The sequence below is a fragment of the Microbispora catharanthi genome (assembly GCF_006334915.2).
Lineage (GTDB): Bacteria > Actinomycetota > Actinomycetes > Streptosporangiales > Streptosporangiaceae > Microbispora > Microbispora catharanthi.
In genome coordinates this window covers 1-22542 of sequence record NZ_VDMA02000034.1, presented here as the reverse complement: position 1 = coordinate 22542, position 22542 = coordinate 1, and the positions used below count along the sequence as shown (strand labels likewise).

Here is a 22542-nt window from a genome sequence, read left to right as displayed (position 1 = left end):
TGGGACTCCGCTCCTGCCCGACAGGCACCGAGTCTCGGGGCACTAGTCTTGACCCCATGACCGCAGCGAGTGTGCCCGGTATGCCCGAGTCTGGGCGCTGCTTGGTCATGGGCGTGGTCAACGTGACCCCCGACTCCTTCTCCGACGGCGGGCAGTGGTTCGACGCCGACGTCGCGATCAGGCACGGCCTCGACCTGGTGGCCGAGGGCGCCGACATCGTCGACGTGGGCGGCGAGTCCACCCGCCCCGGTGCGGCGCGGGTGTCCCTGGAGGAGGAGCTGCGCCGCGTCGAGCCGGTGATCCGCACGCTCACCGAGGAGGGCGTGACGGTCAGCGTCGACACCATGCGCGCGGAGGTGGCCGAGGCGGCCGTCGCGGCAGGGGCGAAGCTCGTCAACGACGTGAGCGGCGGGCTGGCCGACCCGGCGATGCCGCGGGTGGTGGCCGCGACCGGCGTGCCGTACGTCGTGATGCACTGGCGCGGGCACAGTCGCGACATGGACAGCCGGGCCATCTACGGCGACGTCGTGACCGAGGTGGCGGAGGAGCTGCGCAAGCGGGTCGACTCCGTGCTGGCCGAGGGCGTGCGGGAGGAGCAGATCGTGCTCGACCCCGGCCTCGGATTCTCCAAGAACGCCGAGCACAACTGGGCCCTGCTGGCCGGCATCGGTGAACTCAACCGCCTCGGCCGCCCGTTGCTGATCGGAGCGTCGAGGAAACGCTTCCTCGGCCGCCTGCTGGCGGGGCCGGACGGCGAGCCCCGGCCGTTCGACGGCAGCGACGACGCCACACTCGCCGTCACCGCGCTCGCCGCGCGGGCCGGCGCGTGGTGCGTGCGGGTGCACCGGGTGCGGGCGAACGCCGACGCGGTGCGTGTGGCCGCCGCGTGGAGGGCAGCAGCCGTACGACACGCTGACGAGGGCCGGTGACGACATGCCGACAGGGACGCCGATGAAGGACATCGAGGAGCTCAACCAGGCGTTCTACAACGCCATCGAGAGCGGCGACCTCGACAAGATGTCGGAGATCTGGATAGAGGACGTCCCGGGACGTCCTGCAATGTGCGTCCACCCCGGCTGGCCCATGCTGACCGGCCGGTCGGAGGTGCTGCGCTCCTGGGCGCTCATCATGGCCAACACGCCGTACATCCAGTTCGTGCTGACCGACGTGCAGACGAACGTGATCGGGGACGTCGCCGTGGTCACCTGCGCGGAGAACATCCTCACGGCCGCCGACACCGACGAGCCGGGCTTCGCGGCCGGCCGGGTCGTCGCCTCCAGCACCTACGTGCGGACCGGGACCGACTGGCGGCTGTGGCTCTACCACGGCTCACCGGTCCTGCAGAGCGACGACGACGAGGAGGATCAGGAGCAGTGACGGCGCGGGCGGCGACCGGTCGTGACACCGTTCGATTGACGGGTCTGCGGGCCCGCGGCAGGCACGGCTGCCTGCCCGCCGAGCGTGAGCTGGGCCAGGAGTTCGTGATCGACGTGGCCCTGTGGTTCGACACCGCCCCCGCGGCGGCGGCCGACGACCTGACGCTCACCGTGGACTACGGGGCACTGGCGGCGGAGCTCGTCCGCATCGTGGAGGGCGAGCCGGTCAACCTCATCGAGACCCTCGCCGAGCGGCTGGCGGCGGCCTGCCTGGCTCACGAGCTGGTCGAGGAGGCGGAGGTCAGCGTGCACAAACCGGCGGCGCCCATCCCGCTGCCGTTCGGCGACGTGGTGGTGACAATCAGAAGGGGCCGCGCATGAGGGTCGTGATCGCGCTCGGCAGCAACCTCGGCCGCCGCATCGAGAACCTCCAGGGAGCCGTCGACTCGCTGTTCGACGCCCCCGGGCTCACGTTCGTGGCGGTGTCGCCGGTCTACGAGACCGATCCGGTCGGCGGCCCCGAGCAGGGCCCCTACCTCAACGCGGTCGTGATCGCCGAGAGCATGCTCGACCCCCGCACGCTGCTCGACCGCGCGCAGAGCGTCGAGAACGCGTTCGGCCGCGAGCGCAGGGAGCGGTGGGGCCCGCGCACGCTCGACGTCGACCTCATCACGGTCGGGAATCTCATGTCGGACGACCCCGAGCTCACGCTCCCGCATCCCCGGGCGCACGAGCGGGCTTTCGTGCTGGTCCCGTGGGCGCAGGCCGATCCGGCGGCGGTGCTGCCCGGGCGCGGGTCGGTGGCGGCCCTGCTGGCCGACACGGACCAGAGCGGGGTGCGGCTGCGGACCGACCTCGTGCTCGAACCCCCGGCCTGATCGACGAGGAGTCCCCGCGTGAAGCCCAGCAATCCCGGCGTGCTCGTCGGTCTCGTGGTCGTGTTCGCCTTGCTCACCTGGGGGCTGCTGCGGCAGTTCTACTCCGTGGTGCCGACCCTGCCGTGGACCGCGATCCCCACCACGCTGCTGCTGGCCGTCGGCGAGGCGTACACGGGCTGGCTGACCCGGGCGAGGATCCTGCGCCGCCCGCACACCAAGCCCGTCGAGCCGCTGGCCGTCGCCCGCCTGGCGGCGCTGGCCAAGGCCACGGCGTACGTCGGGGCGGCGTTCGGCGGCATCTTCGCCGGGTTCGTGGTGCACGTGCTCGAACTGCTCGACCTGGACAAGCCCCGCCAGGACGCGTTGATCGGCGGCGGATCGTTCGTGGCCTGTGTGATCCTGATCTGCGCGGCGCTGTTCCTCGAGCACTGCTGCCGGGTGCCCGGCAAGCCTTCCGGGGAGGCGTGACCCCTACTTGTCGATGTCGCCCACCACGAAGAACATCGAGCCGAGGATCGCGATCATGTCGGCGACCAGGTTGCCCGGCAGCATCTCCCGCAGCACCTGGATGTTGTTGTAGGAGGCGCTGCGCAGCTTGAGCCGCCACGGCGTCTTCTCGCCCCGCGACACGAGGTAGTAGCCGTTCAGGCCGAGCGGATTCTCCGTCCAGGCGTACGTGTGGCCCTCGGGCGCCTTCAGCACCTTCGGCAGCCGCTGGTTGATCGGCCCCGGCGGCAGGTGCCGCAGGCGCTCGACGCAGGCGTCGGCCAGGTCGAGGGAGACCTTGACCTGTTCGAGCAGCACCTGGAACCGGGCCTGGCAGTCCCCGGCCGACCGGGTCACGACCTTCACCGGCAGCTCGCCGTACGCCAGGTAGGGCTCGTCGCGCCGCAGGTCGAAGTCGACGCCCGAGGCCCGCGCGATGGGGCCGCTCACGCCGTACTGCATGATCGTCTCGCGGTCGAGCACGCCGACGCCGCGGGTGCGGGCCAGGAAGATCTCGTTGCCGGCGATCAGTTCCTCGATGTCGGGCAGCCGCCGCCGCACGTCCGCGACGGCGGCCGTGACGCGGTCGAGCCAGCCCAGGGGCAGCTCCTCCTTCAGCCCGCCCACCCGGTTGAACATGTAGTGCATGCGGCCGCCGGAGATCTCCTCCATGACGTGCTGCAGGGTCTCCCGCTCGCGGAAGGCGTAGAAGACCGGCGTGATCGCGCCGAGCTCCAGGGGATAGCTGCCGAGGAACATGAGATGGCTGAGCACGCGGTTGAGCTCGGCCAGCAGCGTCCTGGCCCACACCGCTCTGGGCGGGGGCTGCATGCCCAGCATGCGCTCGACCGCGAGCACGACGCCCAGCTCGTTGGCGAACGCCGACAGCCAGTCGTGCCGGTTGGCGAGCACGATGATCTGCCGGTAGTCGCGCACCTCGAACAGCTTCTCCGCGCCGCGGTGCATGTAGCCGACGATCGGCTCGGCGGCCGTGATGCGCTCGCCGTCGAGGACGAGCCGCAGCCGCAGCACGCCGTGGGTGGAGGGGTGCTGCGGGCCGATGTTGAGGATCATGTCCTCGGTGGCCAGCTCCCTCGTCTGCACGGCGTCGGCTCCCGCGCCGATCCCCACGATGCGTTCCCGGCGCCCGCCCTCCTGCTCGGTCGTCATGCCATCCATGCTTTCACGCTCATCACGTGGGAGCGAAAGCCTCCCGCGAGCTCGACCACCGTCTCATGCTGAAGGCAATGGAGCTGTACCTCGACTACACCAGCGACGAAGAGGAGTGAACATGTCGAAGAGGGTGCCGGGGGACTGGGCCGACCTTGAGCGGGAACTGCACGAGGCCGGCGTCTCCCCTTCCGTAATCGAGCAGGGCGCCAGAAAGCTTCTCGCCGAGGCGCGCGGTCATCAGCTCGCCGAGGCGCGGAAGCAACTTGGGCTCGGCCAGAGGGATGTCGCGGCTGTCATGGGTCTGAGCGTTGCCCGGATCTCACAGATCGAGCATGGAGAGGTCACATCCCTCGAGGTCATCGCTCGCTATGTGGAGGCGCTCGGGGCCCGCTTGGACCTGGTCGTCGACTTCGGCGATCGGACGTTGCGCCTGCCTGTCAGCGAGAAGTCGACGGATGCCGCTTGATCGGGGACCTCTTGCGAGATCCCCAACCTGACTTTCCGTCTTCAGGCGGTGGCGATTTCGCGTAGGGCCTCGACGAGGCGGTCGACGTGTTCGGTGGTCGTGCCGATGCCGATCGAGGCGCGTACGGCGCTGAACGTGCCGTCCGCGCAGCCGCCGTCCTCACCGCCGCCGAGGAGGTGGCGGACGAACGGGTGGGCGCAGAACTTGCCGTCCCTGACGCCGATGCCCCACTCGGCCGACAGCGCCTCGGCCACCTCGCGGGCCGTACGACCCTCGACGGTGAACGACACGATGCCGACACGCGGGTGGTCCTGGCCCCACAGCGACAGCTCGCGCACGCCGGGGATCGCGGCGAGCCCGGCGCGCAGGCGGGCGAGCAGCCGCTCCTCCTCCCGCACCAGCGCGGTCCAGCCGGTCGCGGTCAGCGCGTCGCAGGCGGCGGCGAGCGCGATCGCGCCGAGCACGTTGGGGGTGCCCGCCTCGTGCCGCGTCTCGGGGTCGTCGCTCCACTCGGTGGTCTCGCCCACCGCCCGTACGGCTCCGCCGCCGCGCAGGTACGGATCGGCGTCGGCGAGCCAGTCGGGGCGGCCCACGAGCACCCCGGCGCCGAAGGGGGCGTAGAGCTTGTGCCCGGAGAAGGCCACGTAGTCGAGGTCGAGCGCGGCCAGGTTGAGCTCGCGGTGGGGGACGAGCTGGGCGGCGTCCACGGCGATCCGCGCGCCGTGCCGGTGCGCGATGTGGGCCAGCCCGGCGATCGGCCACAGCTCGCCCGTCACGTTGGAGGCGGCGGTCACGACGAGCAGGGCCGGGCCGTCGATCGCGGCCAGCGCCTCGTCGGCCGCCCGGATCGCCTCGCCGGGGAAGGCGGGCGGCGCGAGCCGTACGGCGTTCGGCCAGGGCAGCAGAGAGGCGTGGTGCTCGGTCTCGAACACGACGACGGTGGTGCCCTCGGGGAGGCTGCGGGCCAGCAGGTTCATGGCGTCGGTCGTGTTGCGCACGAAGACCAGCGCGTCGCCGGGGCGGGCGCCGACGAAGGCCCGCACAGTGTGCCTGGCCTGCTCATACCTGGCCGTCGTGAGCTGCGAGGCGTAGCCCGCACCCCGGTGGACGCTGGAGTAGGCCGGCAGCGCCGCCGCGACGGCGGCGTTCACCGGCTCGAGACAGGGCGCGCTCGCCGCGTAATCGAGGTTCGCGTACGCCACGAGCCTGCCGCCCCTGACCGGCACCTCCAGGTCGGCGCCCACGACAGCCGGTAGGCGTACGGGCTCGGAGATGCGGTTGACGGCCTGCTGGACGAAGGTGAGTGCGGACAACGCCATGCCTCCTCGGGGTTGGGACCCCGGCCATGGCATCGGAAAGGCGGAGCCCGCGCTTGCCCGGCACACCTCGTGCCGGACCCGGTCCTCACCCGGGGCACCCCGCCGCGAGCGCGAGGGTTGCCGGCCAGCAAGCCGGGGCTTGACGCTGGCACTCATGACCTGGACGGCACTATAACCCGACACCGCCCTCCGGCCGCAAGTGCGGACGACCCGAGCGAAGTCAGTCGTTGTCGACAGCGACACCCAGGATGTGGGCGAACATCGGCGCGAGTTCCATCAGCTGGACGCCGCTGATGGTCGCGCCGCGCAGCGCGTCGTAGCCGTCGGAGATGCCCAGGGACACGGCGCCGCGCAGGTCGACCCGGGACATGCGCGCCTTGTCGAACCGCACCCGTTCCAGCGTGGAGCCGGGGAAGTCGACGCCGGTCAGCGTGGCGCCCGCGAAATCCACGTCCCGCAGCGTGCACTCGACGAACGAGACCTCCCGCAGGTCGGCCGCGCGGAGGTTGACCGAGTCGAGCTTGCACCGGTGGAAGAGCACGTGGTTCATCTCGGCGCCGGGCAGCGCCGTGCCGGCCGGGGCGCTCATGATGATCTCCGCGTCCGCCCAGACGGACTCGGTGAGGTCGCCGCCCACCCAGCGCACGCCGTTCAGCCACACGTCCGAGAACCGGGCGCGCCGGTATCGGCCGCCGGCGAACGTCACCGAGGCGAACGCCGACTCGATGAACCGGGCGTTGGACGCGTCGGCGTCCTCGAACTCCCGCCCGTCGAACAGGACCGTGTCGTAGTCGCCGCCCTGAGTGAGCCGGCCCTCGAACGGCTCGAGGTGGTCGGCATAGGGCAACTCGCCGAGTTCGCGGGGTTCCCTGCGATGCTGTTCGCGGCGCTTCGGCATCGCCCCAACCTACGCCACGACGGACCCGTACGCCCGTACTCCCAAGCGAGGCCTTTCATCCGTATTGTTGTCCATTGTGAAGTTTGATCCCTGGAATTCCGAGTTCATCGCGTACCCCTATGACGCCTACCGCGACCTGCGCGACAACGATCCGGTCAGCTTCTTCGAGCCGACAGGGCAGTGGCTGATCGCCCGCCATGCGGATGTGAACGCGCTGCTGCGCGACCGGCGTCTCGGCCGGTCCTACCTGCACGTGGCGACGCACGAGGCGTTCGGCCGCGAGCCCGAGCCGGAGTTCCAGGAACCGTTCTGGCGGGTGATCCGGGCCGGGATGCTCGACGTCGAGCCGCCGGTCCACACGCGGCTGCGCCGCCTGGTGTCCAAGGCGTTCACGCCCCGCATGGTCGAGTCGCTGCGTCCCCGCGTACGGAAGATCGCGACCGAGCTGACCGAGGGACTGGTCGAGCGCGGCGGCGGCGACCTGCTCGCGGAGGTGGCCGAGCCGCTGCCGGTCACCGTGATCGCCGAGATGCTCGGCGTGCCCGAGGCCGACCGCCACCTGCTGCGCCCCTGGTCGGCCGACATCTGCGGGATGTACGAGCTGAACCCCTCACTTGAGGTCCAGCACACGGCCGTACGCGCGGCGTCGGAGTTCGCCGCCTACCTGCGCGAGCTGGCCAGGGCGCGCAGGGAGCGGCCGGGCGACGACATGATCTCGGCGCTGGCCCAGGTGGTCGACGACGGCGACCGGCTGACCGAGGACGAGCTGATCGGCACCTGCGTGCTGCTGCTCAACGCCGGGCACGAGGCCACGGTCAACGCCACCGGCAGCGGGTGGTGGGCGCTGTTCCGCAACCCGGCCGAGCTGGAGCGGCTGCGCGCCGACCCCGGCCTGATGCCGACGGCGGTCGAGGAACTGCTGCGCTACGACACCCCGGCACAGATGTTCGAGCGGTGGGTGCTGGAGGACATCGAGATCGGCGGGCTGACGATCCCCCAGGGTGTGGAGATCGCGCTGCTGTTCGGCTCGGCCAACCGCGACCCCGAGGTCTTCGCCGATCCGGACCGTCTCGACATCGGCCGGGCGGACAACCCGCACATCTCGTTCGGCGCCGGCATCCACTTCTGCCTCGGCGCGCCGCTCGCGCGGGTCGAGATGGCGGAGTCGTTCGGCGCCCTGCTGCGGTTGGCGCCCAAGCTGGAGCTCGCCGAGGAGCCCGCCTGGAAGCCCAGCTACATCATGCGCGGCCTGGAGTCACTGAAGGTCACCGTCTGAAACGACACCCGTGTGGTGAGCGACCGTGTGGTGGGTGACCGTGGTGTCATAGCCGAGCAGGACGGCCCGGGCCGCGGGCTCGACGACGGCCGTGCCGGGGTCGTCCCCGGCGAAGCGGCGGATCGCGTCCATCGAGTCCCGCAGCGTCATGACCTGGATCTCCACCCGCCCGTCGGCGGCGCCCCGCCGCAGCAGGTACGCGCCACGGTGCCCGTCCACGTCGCGCAGGGAGGGCAGGACCGACGCGGTGAAATGCCGCTCGTAGCCGTCCGCGCCCTCCGGGGTCGCGCTCGCGCGCCAGATTCTCGCGATCAAGATCTCTCCTCTCGATGTCGTGACTGCCTGAGCCAGCCGAAGCCGCCGAGACCGGCCGGGTCGATCAGCTCCGCCTCCTGGGAGGCCCGGCCGAGCGCGCGTACGTACCCGGCGGGATCGGTGGACGCCAGCGCGAGCGGCGGGCGGGCGCCGGTGACTCCCAGGTCCCGCAGCGCCTCCCGCTGCGTGGTGAGTGTGGTCGCCTCCGCCCCCGCCCGCTCGCCGGCCGCCGCGCAGGCGTCCAGCGCGACGTGGGCGGTGATGTCGCACGACCCGTCCGGTGTCGGCGGCACCGCCGAGCCGTCGCGATATCCGGCGACCGTGCCGAGCGGGGGCCGCCGCCCGGCCAGATGGGCGTAGTCGACGGCGACCGCCGTGCCGCGTGCCAGCCGCCTGATCACCGAGGCCCACGCCTCGTCGCGGGGGCGGCCGATCTCGGCGCGTTCCCCCGGTGAGCGCAGCGGCCACCAGCGCTCCAGCCAGGCGAGGTCCTCCGGGCCGGGAGCGGGCCCGAGCCGTTCTTCGCCGGTCGAGGTGTCCACGAGCACCAGGCGAGGGCCGTCCGGCGTCATCTCGGCGATGTCGAGCGGCACGTTGTCCAGCCACTCGTTGGCGATCACCAGGCCGCCGGCCCCGTACGGCGCCTCCGGCTCCCAGGCGACGCGCGGGTCGAGATCGCCGGGCCGGGGGGACAGGTCGACGGCGGTGACCCGCAGCCGCTTCGAGAGGTCCGGCGGCGCCGCGGCCAGCACTCGGGCGGCCAGCAGGCCGTTGCCGCTGCCCATGTCCACGAGATCGACCGGGTCGGGCCGCCCGAGGGCGGCGTCGACCCGCAGGAGCAGGCGCAGCACGGCCTCGGCGAAGGCCGGCGAGGCATGCACCGACGTGCGGAAATGCCGGTCGGGGCGCTCCCGCAGGTAGAAGCCCTCCGCGCCGTAGAGCGCCCGTCGCATGGCCTCCCGCCAGGTGACCTCCACGATGCTTTAGGTTACCGACACGCCGATGCCGTGACGAAAAGTAGTCACTTTCGTACTTATGGCTCAACATAGGCCCGTGAGAAACGGGACAAAATCCGACCGTTGGGCCACGCCCGGGCCGGCGGGAGCGCCGCCGCTACGCTGAACCGAGGGGAGGCGTCATGGAGACAAGTGACCGCCCGGCGCGGCTCGCCGTGGGAGTGCTCGGCGCGGGACGGGTCGGTTCCGTGCTCGGAGCCGCGCTCATGCTCGCGGGTCATCGGGTGGTGGCGGCCAGCGGCGTGTCCGACGCGTCGGCGCGGCGGGCCGCAGACCGCCTCGGCCTGACGCTCAGCAGGCCGGACGAGGTGATCGCCCGGTCCGAGCTCGTGCTGCTGACCGTGCCGGACGACGTGCTGCCCGGTCTCGTCTCCGGCCTCGCCGCCACCGGCGCCGACCTGCGCGGCAAGCTGCTCGTGCACGCCAGCGGCGCGTACGGCCTGGGCGTGCTCGACCCGGCGGCCGAGGCGGGGGCGCTGCCGCTCGCGCTGCACCCCGTGATGACGTTCACCGGCAGGAGCGACGACCTGACCCGGCTCAACGGCTGCTCGTTCGGCGTCACGGCGCCCGACCTGCTGCGGCCGGTGGCCGAGGCGCTGGTGATCGAGATGGGCGGCGAGCCGGTGTGGATCGCCGACCGGGACCGGCCGCTCTACCACGCCGCCCTGGCCGGCGCCGCGAACCACATGGTGACGCTCGTCGCCGAGTCGCAGGAACTGCTCGCGAAGATCGGCGTGGAGCATCCGGGCCGGATGCTCGGTCCCCTGCTGAGCGCGGCGCTCGACAACGTGCTGCGTCTCGGCATCAGCGGGCTCACCGGGCCGGTGGTGCGCGGCGACGCGGGCACCGTGCGCAAGCACGTCGACGCGCTCATCCTGGCCGCCCCCGAGGCCGCGGATGCGTACGTCGCCCTCGCGAGGCTCACCGCCGACCGGGCGCTCGCGGCGGGCCTGCTCAAGCCGGAGGCGGCCGAACGCCTTCTGGACGCCCTGGGAGGGAACATATGGACCTGACCGTCGCCGCCGACCGCGCCGCCCTCGACAAGGCGAGGGACGTGCTCGGCCCCGGGAGGATCGCCCTGGTCCCCACGATGGGGGCGCTCCACGAGGGCCATCGGTCGCTGATGCGGCTGGCGCGCGAGCACGCCGACCACGTCGTGGTGAGCGTGTTCGTCAATCCCCTGCAGTTCGGCCCCAACGAGGACTTCTCCCGCTATCCCCGTACGTTCGACGCCGACCTCCAGGTGTGCGAGGAGGAGGGCGTGGGCGTGGTCTTCGCGCCCTCGGCCGATGACATGTACCTGCCGGACCGCCAGGTGGAGGTCTCGGCCGGCGGCATGGGCGGGGTGGTCGAGGGCGCCTTCCGGCCCGGCCACTTCGACGGCGTGCTGACCGTGGTGCTCAAGCTGTTCAACCTGGTGCGGCCGGACGTCGCGGTCTTCGGGCAGAAGGACGCCCAGCAGCTCGCGCTGATCCGGCGGATGGTGGCCGACCTCGACGTCCCGGTGTCGATCGTCGGCGCCCCGACCGTGCGGGAGCAGGACGGCCTCGCGCTGTCGAGCCGCAACAGGTACCTGTCCGAGGCCGACCGCCGCACCGCGCTCGCGCTGTCGCGGGCGCTGCGGGCCGGCGCGGCGCGGGCCCAGACGGCCGGGCCGGCCGGGATCCTCGACGCCGCCCGGGCCGTGCTGGAGGAGGCCGCCCGCTTCGACCCGCCGCTGCTGCTCGACTACCTGATCCTGGCCGACCCCGCGACGTTCGCGCCGGTCGGCGACGACCACCGCGGCGAGGCGATCCTGGCCGTGGCCGCCAAGGTGGGCACCACCCGCCTCATCGACAACGTGGTCCTGACCCTGTAGGGGCGCGGCGCCTCAGGCTTCCCCGGCCCGCAGTGTGAACCAGAAGGTGGGGAACGGGTTCGTGCCGGGCGTGACGTCGATCAGCTCCCAACCGGCGAACCTGGCACGCATCTCGTCGGCGGTGACGCCGGCGAACGTGTCGCCGAGCGTTCCGGGGCCGTACACGAACATCAGCAGCAGTGCGCCGGGAGCGGCGCGGCGGGTGAGCCCGGCGGCGTAGGCGTCGCGGCGGTGCGGCGGGATGCCGCAATAGCAGCTCAGGTCGAAGAACAGGTCGTAGGGGCCGGGCGCGTCCAGCTCGTCGAGCCGGGTGGCGTCTCCGTGCAGCAGCCGTACGGCCACTCCCGCCGCGTCGGCCTTCTCCCGGGCCTGCTCGATCGCGCGGTCGACCAGATCGACGGCCACGACCTCCCAGCCGTGCCGGGCCAGGTATATCGCGTTGGTTCCGGTGCCGCAGCCGAGCTCCAGGGCGCGGCCGGGCGGCAGCGCACCGTGCCCTTCCCCCTGCCCTTCCCCGCGCCCCTCTACCAGGGCGACCAGCTCGGGCGGCGTCACGCCGGTGTCCCACGGCGGCTTGCCGTCCCGGTAGTACTTCTCCAGCGCTCGGCGCACGGCCTCCTCCTGATCAACGTCCGCGCCCGTGTTCGGCCTGTCCATAGCCCCTCCAGGTTCTTAGAGTTGAACTCTAGTGACGAACTCTAGAGATATACTCGCGCCATGGACATCGTCAAGCGGCCGGACAAGCGGGCGGAGCGCTCACGCCGCACCCGGGAGAAGGTCATCCAGGCGGCGCGGGAGCTGTTCGTCGCGCAGGGCTACGGGGCGACGAGCCTGCAGGAGGTCGCCGACCGAGCGGGCGTGGCCGTTCAGACGGTCTACTTCGTCTTCGGCAACAAGCGCACGCTGTTCAAGGACGTCGTCGACACGTCCATCGCCGGCGACGCCGAGCCGGTGGCCGTCATGGACCGTGAGTGGTTCCGCGCCGCGTGCGCCGAGCCCACCGCGGCCGGCCAGCTGCGGGCGCACGTCCGCGGCACAAGTGAGATCCTCGGCCGGGTCGCCCCGCTCATGCCGATGATCGAGTCCGCCGGGGCCGCCGACCCGCAGATCGCCGCGCAATGGCCCGACGGCCCCGATCCGCGCTACATCGTGCAGCAGGCCGCGGCCCAGGCGCTGGCAGGCAAACCCGACGCCCGGCCGGACGTCTCCGTCGCGATGGCGGCGGACCTGCTGTTCTGCCTGCTCAGCCCGCAGCTGTACCTGCTCTTCGTCCAGGACCGCGGCTGGTCGCCGGACAGGTGGGAGGAATGGGCCTGCGCCGCTCTGACCGTCCAGCTCTGCACCGACCCTGGGGCGTGCCCCTCGTAGGAGGGGCCGGGGCGGCACCATCGCCGGGGGGGCGTTATCGTCATTATGACGAAAGGGGATCCCCTCATGGTGGCGCTCGCACGCAGACTCACCGCCCCCGCACCCGGCTGGACCGTCGAGGCCGACGCGGTCGTTATCGGGTCCGGCATCGCCGGCCTCACCGTGGCGCTGCGCCACGTCGAACTCGACCCCCGGGCGCGGGTGCTCGTGGTCACCAAGGACGTGTTGTCGGCCGGGTCCACCCGATGGGCCCAGGGCGGCATCGCCGCCGTGCTCGACCCCGAGGACACCCCCGACGAGCACCTGAGGGACACGCTCGTCGCCGGAGTCGGCCTGTGCGACGAGGAGGCCGTACGCGTCCTGGTCACCGAGGGCCCCGACGCGCTGAAGCGGCTGATGAGCCACGGCGCCGAGTTCGACCGCGACACCGACGGCGAGCTCCAGCTCACCCGCGAGGGCGGCCACCACCGCAACCGGATCGTCCACGCGGGCGGCGACGCGACCGGCGCCGAGGTGCAGCGGGCCCTGGCCGAGGCGGTGCTGGCCGAGCCCCGCATCGAGGTCATCGAGCACGCCCTCGCCCTCGACCTCCTCCTCGACGCCGAGGGCCACGCCTGCGGGGTCACGCTCCACGTGATGGGGGAGGGCGCCCGCGACGGCGTCGGCGCCGTACGGGCCGGGGCCGTGGTGCTGGCCAGCGGCGGCATGGGCCAGGTCTACGCGGCCACCACCAACCCCGTGGTGTCCACCGGAGACGGCGTGGCGCTGGCTCTGCGGGCCGGCGCGGTGGTCAGGGACATCGAGTTCGTGCAGTTCCACCCCACGGTCCTGTGGCTGGGGGAGGGCTCGACCGGCCAGCAGCCCCTCGTCTCCGAGGCCGTGCGCGGCGAGGGCGCGGTGCTGATCGACTCGAACGGCGAGCGCTTCATGCAGGGTGTGCACGAGCTGGCCGACCTCGCGCCCCGCGACGTGGTCGCCAAGGCGATCATGCGACAGATGGCGCGGACCGGCGCCGACCACGTCTACCTCGACGCCACCCACTTCGGCGAGGAGAAGTGGCGCTCCAGGTTCCCCACGATCCTCGCCGTCTGCCGCGAGCACGGCATCGACCCCGTCACCGAGCCCATCCCCGTCGCCCCCGCCGCCCACTACGCGAGCGGCGGCGTGCGCACCGACCTGCACGGCAGGACCAGCGTGCCCGGCCTGTACGCCTGCGGAGAGGTGGCCTGCACGGGCGTGCACGGCGCCAACCGGCTGGCCTCCAACTCCCTGCTGGAAGGGCTCGTCTACGGCGAGCGCATCGCCGCCGATCTGGCGGCCGGGAACCTGACTCGGGACCTCACGCCGCGCGAGCCCGTCCCGGCCGACGATCGGCCCGAGGGCCTGGTGGACCCGCGTACGCGGCCGAGGGTCCAGAGCCACATGAGCCGGGGCGCCGGGGTGCTGCGCAGCGACCGGAGCCTCGCGCAGGTCACCCGCGCGCTCTCCGACGCCCGCTGGACGCCGGTCGCGGTCGAGCCCTGCACCGAGTCGTGGGAGGCGACCAACCTCCTCACGGTGGCCTCCGCTCTGGTCGCCGCGGCCGCCGTGCGCGAGGAGACCCGCGGCTCGCACTGGCGGGAGGACCACCCCGACCGCGACGACGCCCACTGGCGGGCGCACATCGACATCGCCCTGACGGCGGAGGGACTGACCTTGACGTACACGCCTCACGAGGAACTGCGGACCGAGCTGGACAAGACCGGCCTCGACCCGGACGCCGTGCTCGGTCTCGTCCGCGCCGCGCTGGAGGAGGACCTGGCCGGGGGGCAGGACGTGACCTCGGTCGCCACCATCCCCGCCGATCAGCGGGCCGTCGCCGACGTGGTGGCCCGCAAGGAGGGCGTGGTCGCCGGCCTGGCCGTGGCCGAGACCGTCTTCCGCCAGGCCTCCGGGCCGGTCGAGGTCGAGCGGCACGCCGCCGACGGCGACCGCGTGCGCCCGGGCGACGTGGTGATGACCGTGCGGTGCGCGACCAGGGACCTGCTCACGATGGAGCGCACCGCGCTCAACTTCCTCACCCACCTGTCCGGCATCGCCACCCAGACCCGCCGCTGGGTCGACGCCGTCGAGGGCACCGGCGCCCGCATCCGCGACAGCCGCAAGACGCTGCCGGGGCTGCGCGCCATGGAGAAGTACGCCGTCCGGGCCGGCGGCGGGGTCAACCACCGGATGGGCCTGCACGACGCCGCCCTGATCAAGGACAACCACGTCGTCGCCGCCGGAGGCGTTGCCGAGGCGTTCCGCGCCGTACGGCAGGCCTTCCCCGGCCTGCCGATCGAGGTGGAGGTGGACAGGATCGACCAGATCGAGCCGGTCCTGGCCGAGGGCGCCGACGAGATCCTGCTCGACAACTTCACCGTGGACCAGCTCACCGAGGCCGTACGGCTGGTGGCCGGCCGGGCGCGGCTGGAGTCGAGCGGCGGGCTGACCCTGGACGCCGCCCGCGCCGTCGCCGAGACCGGGGTCGACTACCTGGCCATCGGCGCGCTCACGCACTCGGCCCCGGCACTCGACCTTGGTCTAGATCTTCGTGATGCATAATCAGGGAATGCTGCTCACCATCGACGTCAGCAATACCCACACGGTGCTGGGCCTGTTCGAGGGTGAAGAGGTGATCGAGCACTGGCGGATCGCCACCGACCCCCGCCGTACGGCGGACGAGATCGCGGTGGTGCTCCAGGGTCTGCTCGGGCAGTCGCCGCTGCTCAAGGACGCCGACATCAGCGGCATCGCGATCTGCTCCACGGTCCCGTCGGTGCTCAACGAGATGCGGGAGATGTCCAGGCGCTACTACGGCGACGTCACGGCGGTGGTCGTCGAGCCGGGCGTCCGCACCGGCGTCCCGGTCCGGATGGACAACCCGAAGGAGGTCGGCAGCGACCGCATCGTGAACGCGCTCGCCGCCACCACCCTGTACGGCGGGCCGTGCGTGATCGTGGACTTCGGCACGGCCACCTCGTTCGACGCCGTCTCGGCCCGGGGCGAGTACGTCGGGGCGGTGACCGCGCCCGGCCTGGAGATCTCGGTGGACGCGCTGGCCACGGCCGGGGCCCAGCTTCACAAGGTCGAGCTGGTCCGGCCCCGGTCGGTGATCGCCAAGAACACCGTGGAGGCGCTCCAGTCGGGCATCATCTACGGCTTCGCGGGCCTGGTCGACGGCATCGTGGACCGCATGACGGCCGAGCTGGCCTCCGACCCCGACGACGTCACCGTGGTCGCCACGGGCACCGGTGCGCCGCTCGTCATCGGCGAGGCCCGTACGATCGACGTGCACGAGCCCTGGCTCACGCTGATCGGCCTGCGGCTGGTCTACGCCCGGAACGCGTCCTGACGACTCCCTCGCGTACGGGACCATAGAAGGCAGGATCCCGTTCAGAGAGGACTGACGTGATGGACGCCGACTGGGTGGCGCGTTTCGCCGATGAGGTCATCGCCGAGGCCGAACGGCGCGCACCGGGCAAACCCGTCGTCTGCGCGTCCGGCCTCAGCCCGTCCGGCCCGATCCACCTGGGCAACCTGCGCGAGGTGATGACCCCGCACCTGGTGGCCGACGAGATCAGGCGGCGCGGCTACGAGTGCGTGCACATCATCTCGTGGGACGACTTCGACCGCTTCCGCAAGGTTCCGGTCGGCATCGACCCCGCCTGGAACGAGCACATCGGCAAGCCGCTGACCTCCGTCCCGGCCCCGCCCGGCAGCGATCACCCGAACTGGGCCGAGCACTTCAAGGCGCCGATGATCGCCGCGCTGGCGGAGCTGGGCGTGGAGTTCCACGGCATCAGCCAGACCCAGATGTACACCTCCGGGGCCTACCGGGAGCAGGTGCTGCTCGCCATGCGCGAGCGGCGGCGGATCGACGCGATCCTCGACCAGTACCGCACCAAGAAGGCCAAGGCCAAGGAGGTCGTGGACGCCGACGAGGCCGCCGCCCTGGAGGGATCGGGGGCCGCGAGCGAGGACGACGGCTCCGGTGCCGGGGGCTACTACCCCTACAAGCCCTACTGCTCGGTATGCGACCGCGACCTGACCACGGTCACGTCGTACGACGACGAGACCACCGCGATGTCGTACACCTGCGTGTGCGGCCACAGTGAGACCGTCCTGCTGTCCGAGCACACCCGCGGCAAGCTGGTGTGGAAGGTCGACTGGCCGATGCGCTGGGCCTACGAGGGCGTGGTCTTCGAGCCGTCGGGTGTGGACCACAGCTCGCCGGGCTCGTCGTTCGTCGTCGGCGGCCAGATCGTCCGTGAGGTGTTCGGCGCTCCGCAGCCGATCGGGCCGATGTACGCCTTCGTCGGCATCAGCGGCATGGCCAAGATGAGCAGCTCGAAGGGCGGCGTGCCGACCCCGGCCGACGCTTTGTCGATCATGGAGCCCGCGCTGCTGCGCTGGCTGTACGCCCGCCGCCGTCCCAACCAGTCGTTCAAGGTCTCCTTCGACCAGGAGATCCAGCGGATGTACGACGAGTGGGACACGCTGACCAGGAAGGTGCAGGACGGCACGGCGCTGCCGGCCGACCAGTCGGCCTACCGCCGCGCGTCGAGCACGGCCTCCCGGGCCCTGCCGGAGACGCCGCGGCGGTTGCCCTACCGGACGCTCGCCTCGGTCGTGGACATCGCCACCGGGCACGAGGAGCAGACGCTGCGCATCCTGCGCGCGTTCGACCCGGAGATCGGCGGGCTGGACGAGCTGCGGCCGCGGCTCGACCGTGCCCAGCACTGGGTGAACACGTACGTGCCCGCGGAGGAGCGCACGCAGGTGCGCGAGACGCCCGACAAGGAACTGCTCGACACGCTCGGCGAGCAGGACCGCGAGTCGCTGCGCCTGCTGGCGGAGGGCCTCGACGAGCACTGGTCGCTCGACGGGCTGACCACGCTCGTCTACGGCGTGCCGAAGGTGCAGGCCGGGCTCGACATGGACGCCAAGGCGGCCACGCCGGAGCTGAAGGCCGCCCAGCGCGCGTTCTTCGCCCTGCTCTACCGGCTGCTCGTCGGCCACGACACCGGCCCGCGGCTGCCCACGCTGCTGCTGGCCGTGGGCCGCGACCGGGTGCGCGAGCTGCTCGGCCGCGCCTGATCGGTCGTTCCTGATCTCTGCGTCCGATCTCCTGCGAGCGGGCCGGACGGCATGGCCGTCCGGCCCGCGGCCGTGTGCCAGGGCAAGCCAGGGCGGGCAACTCCGGGTAGGGAGGAGTTCAGGGCAGCAGGACCAGCCGGCCGCGCAGGCCGCCCTTCCGCAGGCGTTCGTGTGCCTCGGCCGCCCGCTCCAGTGAGTAGGTGCCGGCCACCCGCATGCTCAGCCGCCCCGCCTCGGCCAGCTTCGCGACGTCCCGGAGTTGGGCCGCGTCGGCGCGGACGAACACCGTCGAGACCCGGATGCCGCGCAGCGGGATGGGGTCCAGCCCGGCGCCGACGGCGACGAACGCGCCCCCGTTGCGTACGGCGTCCAGCGCGGGCAGGCCGACGACCGCCGCGTCCACCAGGCCGTGCACGCCGCCGGGAACGACGGCTCTGACGGCGGCGGCCAGGTCGGCGCCCCTCGGCACGAACCACTCCGCCCCGAAGCCCCGCACCAGCGGCTCGTCGCCGGACGCCGCGACCGCCGCGACCCTGAGCCCCCGCGCCACGGCCAGCTCCACGAGATAGCCGCCGAGGCCGCCGGCGGCTCCCGTGACGAGCAGGGTCTCGCCCTCGGCGAGCCCGGCGAGGTCGAGCGCCTGGACGGCGGTGAGCGCGTTCAGCGGCAGCGTCGACGCCTCGGGCGCGGCCACCCCGGCGGGCGCGGGCGCGACCGCCGTCTCGTCCAGCACCACCAGGTCCGCCTGGGCCTTGAGCGGGTCCGTCAGCCGGTCCGACAGCCCGATGACCTGATCCCCCGGACGTACGCCCGTCACTCCCGGGCCGGTCCGATCGACCACACCCGCCACGTCCCAGCCGAGTGCGTACGTCTCCTGGTGCGGCATGAGTTTGTAGTCGGCGAGGGCGCCCGCGGCCGTGACCAGGTCGACGGGGTTCACCGCCGCCGCCTCGACCCTGATCCGCACCTGCCCCGGCCCCGGCTCCGGCTCTGCCACGTCGACGACCCGTACGGCTCCGTCTCGCGCCACCAGTGCTCTCATGAGTTCCTCCTTGGGGGTATGGCAAGGAGCGTACGAAGAGCTACTCTCTGCCGGTAAGAAGGCACCTGGAAGTGCGTAAGGGAGGAGAAGGGAAGACGATGGCCACTCAGACGGCGGCCGAGCGGCGTGAGGACGCGCGTCAGCGCTACAACGCCTACGTCGCGACCTGCCCGTCGCGGAAGCTGCTCGACACGCTCAGCGACAAGTGGGTGAGCCTGGCGCTCACCGCGCTCGCCGGCGGCCCGCTCCGCTACAGCGAGCTGGCGAGGACGATCGCCGGCGTCAGCCAGAAGATGCTCACGCAGACGCTGCGGACGATGGAACGCGACGGCCTGGTCTCCCGCGCGGTCACCCCCTCGGTGCCGGTCCGGGTCGATTACCGGCTCACGCCCCTGGGCGAGGACCTCATGCCGCTGCTGGAAGCGATCAAGCGCTGGGCCGAGATCCACATGGAGGATGTCGAGGCGGCCCGGGAGGCGTACGACCGATGCTCCGACTCCGAACCTTGACGACCTTCAGGGGAGGCGTTTACCTTCCCTGAAGGGTGGGCCGACGAAGCATCGTCGTGGGGAAGGCGGACGATGGGTATTCCCGAGGTCGTCTACCGAGGTGACAGTCTCGCCTCGGACCTTGATCGTGCCGGTCTCACCGAAGAGGATCTACTTCTTCTCGCGGAGCTGGCCAAGGGCGTGACCGCCGACCGGGTGGGCCGCAGTCTCGACGTCAGCGGGCGCACCGTGCGGCGTCGGCTGCGGTGCATCTGCGACCGGATCGGCGTCGCGACCGCGATCGAGGCCGTCGCCTGGGCGGCACGCCGCCGCCTCATCTGACCGCCTTCGCCCTGCGGGGGAAGGGCCGGGCGCCCCTCTGTAGAGGAGGGGCTCAGTCGGCGACGCGCACCGCTCCCGCGAACGGCCGTCCGGCGATCTTCGCGATGTGGACGACGTCTCCCGTCTGCGGCGCGTGGATCATGTAGCCATTGCCGATGTAGATGCCCACGTGATGTAGGTCGGAGTAGAAGAACACCAGGTCGCCGGGGCGGAGCTGGTCACGGGGGATGTGCGTGCCGGCCGTCCACTGGTCGCCCGTGTAGTGGGGCAGGCTGATGCCGACGGACTGGTAGGCCGCCATGACCAGGCCGGAGCAGTCGAAGGAGCCGGGCCCCTCGGCGCCCCACACGTACGGCTTGAGCTGCTGCCTGAGGGCCCAGCGCGCCGCCTGGGCGGCCTTGCCGTCACCGATGACGGGGAACGACGTCCTCGTCCGCGTCTCGCGGCCGATTGTCTGGGAGACCTGCCGGTAGAGGCTGCTCTCGGTCTTCTTGATCAGTTTTGTGATCTTGTCGCGCCGCGAGTCGAGGCCGCTGAGGAGCTTCTTGACCTCGGCCTGCCGGGCGGAGGCGCTCTCCCTGGCCCGTGCGGCGGCGTCCATGGCCTTGGTGACCTCGGCGACCTCCTGGCTCTGCTGCAGCTCCAGCGCGTACGTCGTGGAGGCCTGGTCCAGGTAGCGCCGGGGGTCGGCGTCGCTGTCGATGAGCACGAGCGCGTTGCCGAGCCCGTTGGTCATGTAGGAGTGCTGCGCGAGAGCGCTCGCCTTCTGCCGGCGGACCTCGAGCTCGGCCTCGCTCTTGGCGAGGTTCTTCTTGGCGAGGTCGGCGGACCGCTCGGCCGCCTTCAGGCGTACGCGCTCGCCGTTGTACTGCTCGCTGAGGGTTTCGATCTCGGTGTAGAGGTTCTCGACCTGCGCCGTGAGTTCCTTGAGGCTCGGCTTGGGGTCGGCGGTGGCGCGGATCACCGGGGCGCCGAACGTGATCGCGCTGATCGCGACGCCGACGAACGCCAGACGGCGGATGGCACCCGGACCGGCCGTGCCGGATCCGGATCGTCGGCCGCGGGCGTGCCTGCCCGCCGGCCGTCCTCCACGCGTGCGCAACCGAGCTCCTCTCCCACGTGTGCCCCTCGGCGGGCCCGTTGTCGGGACGGGCCGTACGGAGGGGCACTTCTGAGCGCCTACCGGGTTAGCTGACGGGTTCGGGCCGGAGTAGCCCTACCTTGGTGGATTCACCCCTTGACGATCTGAGATCGAACCGATCCTGATCCTGCAGTTGGGTCCCCGGCTCCCCTTCGCACTCGGTGCTTCGAAGATTCGGCGCCCGGTCGCCGTGAGCGCTCACGATGACCGGCATCGTCGCTGGACGATAGTGCACGGCGAGTTCTTGCTCAACCAGAACTCCGAAACCCGTCTACGTTTGACAACCAAATGATCACGGTCGGGTCACGAGCTCGGTAGTGATACATCCGCGTTCACCTGTGTTTGGAGCGATCCGAGAGTTTCGATGTGCGGCACGGACAGCTGGAAAAAGTGGGACGAACCTGGATGGACGCCTCAGGGGCCGGGCGGGCATCCGTCCGTATCCTGACGGCTACGGACGGTCAAACCTCATGTCGGGTGTGGCGTTTGGGAATGACCGTTATCCGTGGGGGGCACTCCGTGCCGACCGCGTGGGATCGGCCGCGTGGGATCGGCCGCGCTCCGGCTAGGCTGGCCGGTCATGGAGCAGGTCGCCGCGCAGACATCCAGTGAGTCGGGTGCCACGGCCGTGACGGTGCGCCGGGCCAGGACGCCGGACGTCCGGGCGATCCGGCGCCTCGTCGACGCGTACTCGGGTGTCGGTCCCCGCCTGCTCAAGAAGAGCACGGTCACGCTGTACGAGGACGTCCAGGAGTTCTGGGTGGCCGAGACGGACGGGCAGGTCGTCGGCTGCGGCGCGCTGCACGTGCTGTGGGAGGACCTGGCCGAGATCAGAACCGTCGCGGTGGACCCCGCGGCGCGCCGCGGAGGCATCGGCCATCGGATCGTCGGCGCGCTCATCGAGACCGCCAGGGACCTCGGCGTGCGGAGGGTCTTCTGCCTCACGTTCGCGGTGGAGTTCTTCGCCAGGCACGGCTTCAGGCCCATCCAGGGCACCCCGGTCTCCCAGGAGGTGTACGCGGAACTCCTCGCGTCGTACGACGAGGGTGTCGCCGAGTTCCTCGACCTGGAGCACGTCAAGCCGAACACGCTGGGGAACACCCGGATGTTGCTGCACCTCGACCGTCATTGATCACGATTGATGAGCATTGATCGATGATCTTGACGGTGGTTGTCGACTACTGCAAAGGTGACTGTTGATACACCTGTCGCTACTTTTGGCAATATCAGCGTGTGCTACAGACGTTCGGCGCATGCGTCTTCGAAACGAGGTGACACGGTGAGCACCGGACAGCCGCCGTACCCCCAGGACGAGTCGGACGGAACGCCACCGCCGCCATCGAACCCCGGGTACAACACGGACAGACAGCCCCAGGACTACGACCCCGACGTCACGGTCGTCAGCTACCGCCACTCGGGACAGCACACGGGCCCGCAGCAGCCGCCCGGCCACGACCCCGCGCAGGGCGGCTACGGCCAGCAGCAGGGCTATGGCGCCCAGCAGGGCCAGCAGCAGTACGGCCAGCAGGGTTATGGCCAGACCGGCCCGCAGCAGGGCTATGGCCAGGAGGCCGCCCAGCAGCAGGGCTACGGGCAGCAGCAGTACGGCCAGCAGGGCTATGGCGCCCAGCAGGGTCAGCAGGGTTACGGCCAGACCGGCCCGCAGCAGGGTTACGCCCAGCAGGGTTATGGCCAGCAGGGTTATGGCCAGACCGGCCCGCAGCAGGGCTACGGCGCCCAGCAGGGCCAGCAGCAGTATGGCCAGACGTCCCAGGGCGGCTACGGCCAGCAGACCGGCCCCCAGGACTACGGCCAGCAGCAGGGCTATGGCGCTCAGCAGGGCCAGCAGGGTTACGGCCAGACCGGCCCGCAGCAGGGCTACGGCGCCCAGCAGGGCCAGCAGCAGTATGGCCAGACGTCCCAGGGCGGCTACGGCCAGCAGACCGGCCCCCAGGACTACGGCCAGCAGCAGGGCTATGGCG

Annotated in this window: 24 protein-coding genes, 1 pseudogene and 2 riboswitches; of the genes and pseudogenes, 17 read left to right on the top strand and 8 right to left on the bottom strand. The window is 71.6% G+C overall.

Annotated features, from left to right (window positions below):
• Positions 1–56 precede the first annotated feature (56 nt).
• The 5 genes from folP to FH610_RS39135 are packed head-to-tail and all read left to right on the top strand — an operon-like array spanning position 57 to position 2722.
• The gene (gene folP, locus FH610_RS39155) at positions 57–929 is read left to right on the top strand and encodes a dihydropteroate synthase (RefSeq protein ID WP_139580297.1); all 873 of its coding nucleotides are present in this window, start codon (positions 57–59) and stop codon (positions 927–929) included.
• A gap of 22 nt (positions 930–951) precedes the next feature.
• Positions 952–1377: a nuclear transport factor 2 family protein gene (locus FH610_RS39150; protein ID WP_182903623.1), complete on the top strand. Its 426-nt coding sequence runs from the start codon at positions 952–954 to the stop codon at positions 1375–1377.
• Positions 1374–1757, top strand: a complete 384-nt coding sequence (gene folB / locus FH610_RS39145) for a dihydroneopterin aldolase (protein ID WP_139580295.1) — start codon at positions 1374–1376, stop codon at positions 1755–1757. The genes FH610_RS39150 and folB overlap by 4 nt, the downstream gene beginning before the upstream one ends.
• A complete protein-coding gene (gene folK, locus FH610_RS39140) occupies positions 1754–2254 on the top strand; it encodes a 2-amino-4-hydroxy-6-hydroxymethyldihydropteridine diphosphokinase (RefSeq protein ID WP_139580294.1) in 501 nt (166 codons plus the stop codon). Before folB ends, folK begins: the two co-directional genes overlap by 4 nt.
• A gap of 18 nt (positions 2255–2272) precedes the next feature.
• The gene (locus FH610_RS39135) at positions 2273–2722 is read left to right on the top strand and encodes a DUF3180 domain-containing protein (protein ID WP_139580293.1); all 450 of its coding nucleotides are present in this window, start codon (positions 2273–2275) and stop codon (positions 2720–2722) included.
• 3 nt (positions 2723–2725) lie between these two features.
• Here the strand turns inward: FH610_RS39135 and FH610_RS39130 are convergent, their stop codons facing one another.
• Positions 2726–3910, bottom strand: a complete 1185-nt coding sequence (locus FH610_RS39130; RefSeq protein ID WP_139580292.1) for an NADH-quinone oxidoreductase subunit D — start codon at positions 3908–3910, stop codon at positions 2726–2728.
• 121 nt (positions 3911–4031) lie between these two features.
• On the opposite strand from FH610_RS39130, the gene FH610_RS39125 reads away from it, so the two are divergent.
• A complete protein-coding gene (locus FH610_RS39125) occupies positions 4032–4379 on the top strand; it encodes a helix-turn-helix domain-containing protein (RefSeq protein ID WP_139580291.1) in 348 nt (115 codons plus the stop codon).
• Positions 4380–4420: 41 nt separating this feature from the next.
• On the opposite strand, the gene FH610_RS39120 is transcribed toward FH610_RS39125, so the two are convergent.
• Both FH610_RS39120 and FH610_RS39115 read right to left on the bottom strand, forming a co-directional pair.
• Positions 4421–5692, bottom strand: coding sequence for an aminotransferase class V-fold PLP-dependent enzyme (locus FH610_RS39120; RefSeq protein ID WP_420813771.1), 1272 nt, complete (start codon positions 5690–5692; stop codon positions 4421–4423).
• 50 nt (positions 5693–5742) lie between these two features.
• A riboswitch (SAM riboswitch) is annotated at positions 5743–5858 on the bottom strand.
• Between the two features lie 60 nt (positions 5859–5918).
• Positions 5919–6596: a pentapeptide repeat-containing protein gene (locus tag FH610_RS39115; RefSeq protein WP_139580289.1), complete on the bottom strand. Its 678-nt coding sequence runs from the start codon at positions 6594–6596 to the stop codon at positions 5919–5921.
• A 76-nt stretch (positions 6597–6672) separates the two neighbouring features.
• Here FH610_RS39115 and FH610_RS39110 point away from each other — a divergent pair, with 76 nt between their 5' ends.
• On the top strand, positions 6673–7872 hold the full coding sequence (locus tag FH610_RS39110; protein ID WP_139580288.1) for a cytochrome P450: 1200 nt from the start codon (positions 6673–6675) through the stop codon (positions 7870–7872).
• Here the strand turns inward: FH610_RS39110 and FH610_RS39105 are convergent.
• Positions 7852–8187, bottom strand: a complete 336-nt coding sequence (locus tag FH610_RS39105) for an antibiotic biosynthesis monooxygenase family protein (protein ID WP_139580287.1) — start codon at positions 8185–8187, stop codon at positions 7852–7854. The genes FH610_RS39110 and FH610_RS39105 overlap by 21 nt on opposite strands.
• A complete protein-coding gene (locus FH610_RS39100) occupies positions 8184–9164 on the bottom strand; it encodes an SAM-dependent methyltransferase (protein ID WP_139580286.1) in 981 nt (326 codons plus the stop codon). The genes FH610_RS39105 and FH610_RS39100 overlap by 4 nt, the downstream gene beginning before the upstream one ends.
• A 161-nt stretch (positions 9165–9325) precedes the next feature.
• On the opposite strand from FH610_RS39100, the gene FH610_RS39095 reads away from it, so the two are divergent.
• Together FH610_RS39095 and panC are read left to right on the top strand one after the other, a co-directional pair.
• Entirely contained in the window at positions 9326–10216 is an 891-nt protein-coding gene (locus FH610_RS39095; RefSeq protein WP_139580285.1) for a Rossmann-like and DUF2520 domain-containing protein, read from the top strand.
• Positions 10207–11061, top strand: a complete 855-nt coding sequence (gene panC / locus FH610_RS39090; RefSeq protein ID WP_139580284.1) for a pantoate--beta-alanine ligase — start codon at positions 10207–10209, stop codon at positions 11059–11061. The genes FH610_RS39095 and panC overlap by 10 nt, the downstream gene beginning before the upstream one ends.
• A 12-nt stretch (positions 11062–11073) precedes the next feature.
• Here the strand turns inward: panC and FH610_RS39085 are convergent, their stop codons facing one another.
• Positions 11074–11718, bottom strand: a complete 645-nt coding sequence (locus FH610_RS39085; protein WP_139580283.1) for a class I SAM-dependent methyltransferase — start codon at positions 11716–11718, stop codon at positions 11074–11076.
• Between the two features lie 60 nt (positions 11719–11778).
• Between FH610_RS39085 and FH610_RS39080 the strand changes: the two genes are divergently transcribed.
• The 4 genes from FH610_RS39080 to lysS all read left to right on the top strand — a co-directional run bounded on the left by FH610_RS39080 (position 11779) and on the right by lysS (position 17547).
• The gene (locus tag FH610_RS39080) at positions 11779–12429 is read left to right on the top strand and encodes a TetR/AcrR family transcriptional regulator (RefSeq protein ID WP_139580282.1); all 651 of its coding nucleotides are present in this window, start codon (positions 11779–11781) and stop codon (positions 12427–12429) included.
• 66 nt (positions 12430–12495) lie between these two features.
• Positions 12496–15012 (top strand): L-aspartate oxidase, encoded by a 2517-nt coding sequence (locus tag FH610_RS39075; RefSeq protein WP_139580281.1) that lies wholly within the window; start codon positions 12496–12498, stop codon positions 15010–15012.
• Between the two features lie 7 nt (positions 15013–15019).
• Positions 15020–15802 (top strand): type III pantothenate kinase, encoded by a 783-nt coding sequence (locus FH610_RS39070; protein ID WP_079319601.1) that lies wholly within the window; start codon positions 15020–15022, stop codon positions 15800–15802.
• A 59-nt stretch (positions 15803–15861) separates the two neighbouring features.
• On the top strand, positions 15862–17547 hold the full coding sequence (lysS, locus tag FH610_RS39065) for a lysine--tRNA ligase (RefSeq protein WP_139580280.1): 1686 nt from the start codon (positions 15862–15864) through the stop codon (positions 17545–17547).
• 118 nt (positions 17548–17665) lie between these two features.
• On the opposite strand, the gene FH610_RS39060 is transcribed toward lysS, so the two are convergent.
• Positions 17666–18589 (bottom strand): NADP-dependent oxidoreductase, encoded by a 924-nt coding sequence (locus FH610_RS39060; RefSeq protein WP_139580279.1) that lies wholly within the window; start codon positions 18587–18589, stop codon positions 17666–17668.
• A 98-nt stretch (positions 18590–18687) separates the two neighbouring features.
• Here FH610_RS39060 and FH610_RS39055 point away from each other — a divergent pair, with 98 nt between their 5' ends.
• Complete coding sequence (locus FH610_RS39055) at positions 18688–19098, top strand: winged helix-turn-helix transcriptional regulator (RefSeq protein ID WP_139580278.1); 411 nt, start codon at positions 18688–18690, stop codon at positions 19096–19098.
• A 72-nt stretch (positions 19099–19170) separates the two neighbouring features.
• Positions 19171–19419, top strand: a complete 249-nt coding sequence (locus tag FH610_RS39050; protein WP_139580277.1) for a helix-turn-helix domain-containing protein — start codon at positions 19171–19173, stop codon at positions 19417–19419.
• 52 nt (positions 19420–19471) lie between these two features.
• Here FH610_RS39050 and FH610_RS39045 read toward each other — a convergent pair whose 3' ends face one another.
• The gene (locus FH610_RS39045; protein WP_240809457.1) at positions 19472–20521 is read right to left on the bottom strand and encodes a C40 family peptidase; all 1050 of its coding nucleotides are present in this window, start codon (positions 20519–20521) and stop codon (positions 19472–19474) included.
• 59 nt (positions 20522–20580) lie between these two features.
• Positions 20581–20734: riboswitch (cyclic di-AMP (ydaO/yuaA leader) on the bottom strand.
• A 406-nt stretch (positions 20735–21140) separates the two neighbouring features.
• Between FH610_RS39045 and FH610_RS39040 the strand changes: the two genes are divergently transcribed.
• Together FH610_RS39040 and FH610_RS39035 are read left to right on the top strand one after the other, a co-directional pair.
• Positions 21141–21692, top strand: coding sequence for an amino-acid N-acetyltransferase (locus tag FH610_RS39040; RefSeq protein ID WP_139580276.1), 552 nt, complete (start codon positions 21141–21143; stop codon positions 21690–21692).
• Between the two features lie 147 nt (positions 21693–21839).
• Positions 21840–22542 (top strand): annotated as a pseudogene (locus FH610_RS39035) (hypothetical protein); the annotation flags it as partial.

What these genes read in the sequence shown, in the direction of transcription:
- folP (WP_139580297.1), top strand. Translation starts at nt 57, where the DNA reads ATGACCGCAGCGAGTGTGCCCGGTATGCCCGAGTCTGGGCGCTGCTTG.
- FH610_RS39150 (WP_182903623.1), top strand. Translation starts at nt 952, where the DNA reads ATGAAGGACATCGAGGAGCTCAACCAGGCGTTCTACAACGCCATCGAG.
- folK (WP_139580294.1), top strand. Translation starts at nt 1,754, where the DNA reads ATGAGGGTCGTGATCGCGCTCGGCAGCAACCTCGGCCGCCGCATCGAG.
- FH610_RS39130 (WP_139580292.1), bottom strand. Translation starts at nt 3,910, where the DNA reads ATGACGACCGAGCAGGAGGGCGGGCGCCGGGAACGCATCGTGGGGATC.
- FH610_RS39125 (WP_139580291.1), top strand. Translation starts at nt 4,032, where the DNA reads ATGTCGAAGAGGGTGCCGGGGGACTGGGCCGACCTTGAGCGGGAACTG.
- FH610_RS39115 (WP_139580289.1), bottom strand. Translation starts at nt 6,596, where the DNA reads ATGCCGAAGCGCCGCGAACAGCATCGCAGGGAACCCCGCGAACTCGGC.
- FH610_RS39095 (WP_139580285.1), top strand. Translation starts at nt 9,326, where the DNA reads ATGGAGACAAGTGACCGCCCGGCGCGGCTCGCCGTGGGAGTGCTCGGC.
- panC (WP_139580284.1), top strand. Translation starts at nt 10,207, where the DNA reads ATGGACCTGACCGTCGCCGCCGACCGCGCCGCCCTCGACAAGGCGAGG.
- FH610_RS39085 (WP_139580283.1), bottom strand. Translation starts at nt 11,718, where the DNA reads ATGGACAGGCCGAACACGGGCGCGGACGTTGATCAGGAGGAGGCCGTG.
- FH610_RS39080 (WP_139580282.1), top strand. Translation starts at nt 11,779, where the DNA reads ATGGACATCGTCAAGCGGCCGGACAAGCGGGCGGAGCGCTCACGCCGC.
- FH610_RS39075 (WP_139580281.1), top strand. Translation starts at nt 12,496, where the DNA reads ATGGTGGCGCTCGCACGCAGACTCACCGCCCCCGCACCCGGCTGGACC.
- FH610_RS39070 (WP_079319601.1), top strand. Translation starts at nt 15,020, where the DNA reads ATGCTGCTCACCATCGACGTCAGCAATACCCACACGGTGCTGGGCCTG.
- lysS (WP_139580280.1), top strand. Translation starts at nt 15,862, where the DNA reads ATGGACGCCGACTGGGTGGCGCGTTTCGCCGATGAGGTCATCGCCGAG.
- FH610_RS39060 (WP_139580279.1), bottom strand. Translation starts at nt 18,589, where the DNA reads ATGAGAGCACTGGTGGCGCGAGACGGAGCCGTACGGGTCGTCGACGTG.
- FH610_RS39055 (WP_139580278.1), top strand. Translation starts at nt 18,688, where the DNA reads ATGGCCACTCAGACGGCGGCCGAGCGGCGTGAGGACGCGCGTCAGCGC.
- FH610_RS39050 (WP_139580277.1), top strand. Translation starts at nt 19,171, where the DNA reads ATGGGTATTCCCGAGGTCGTCTACCGAGGTGACAGTCTCGCCTCGGAC.
- FH610_RS39040 (WP_139580276.1), top strand. Translation starts at nt 21,141, where the DNA reads ATGGAGCAGGTCGCCGCGCAGACATCCAGTGAGTCGGGTGCCACGGCC.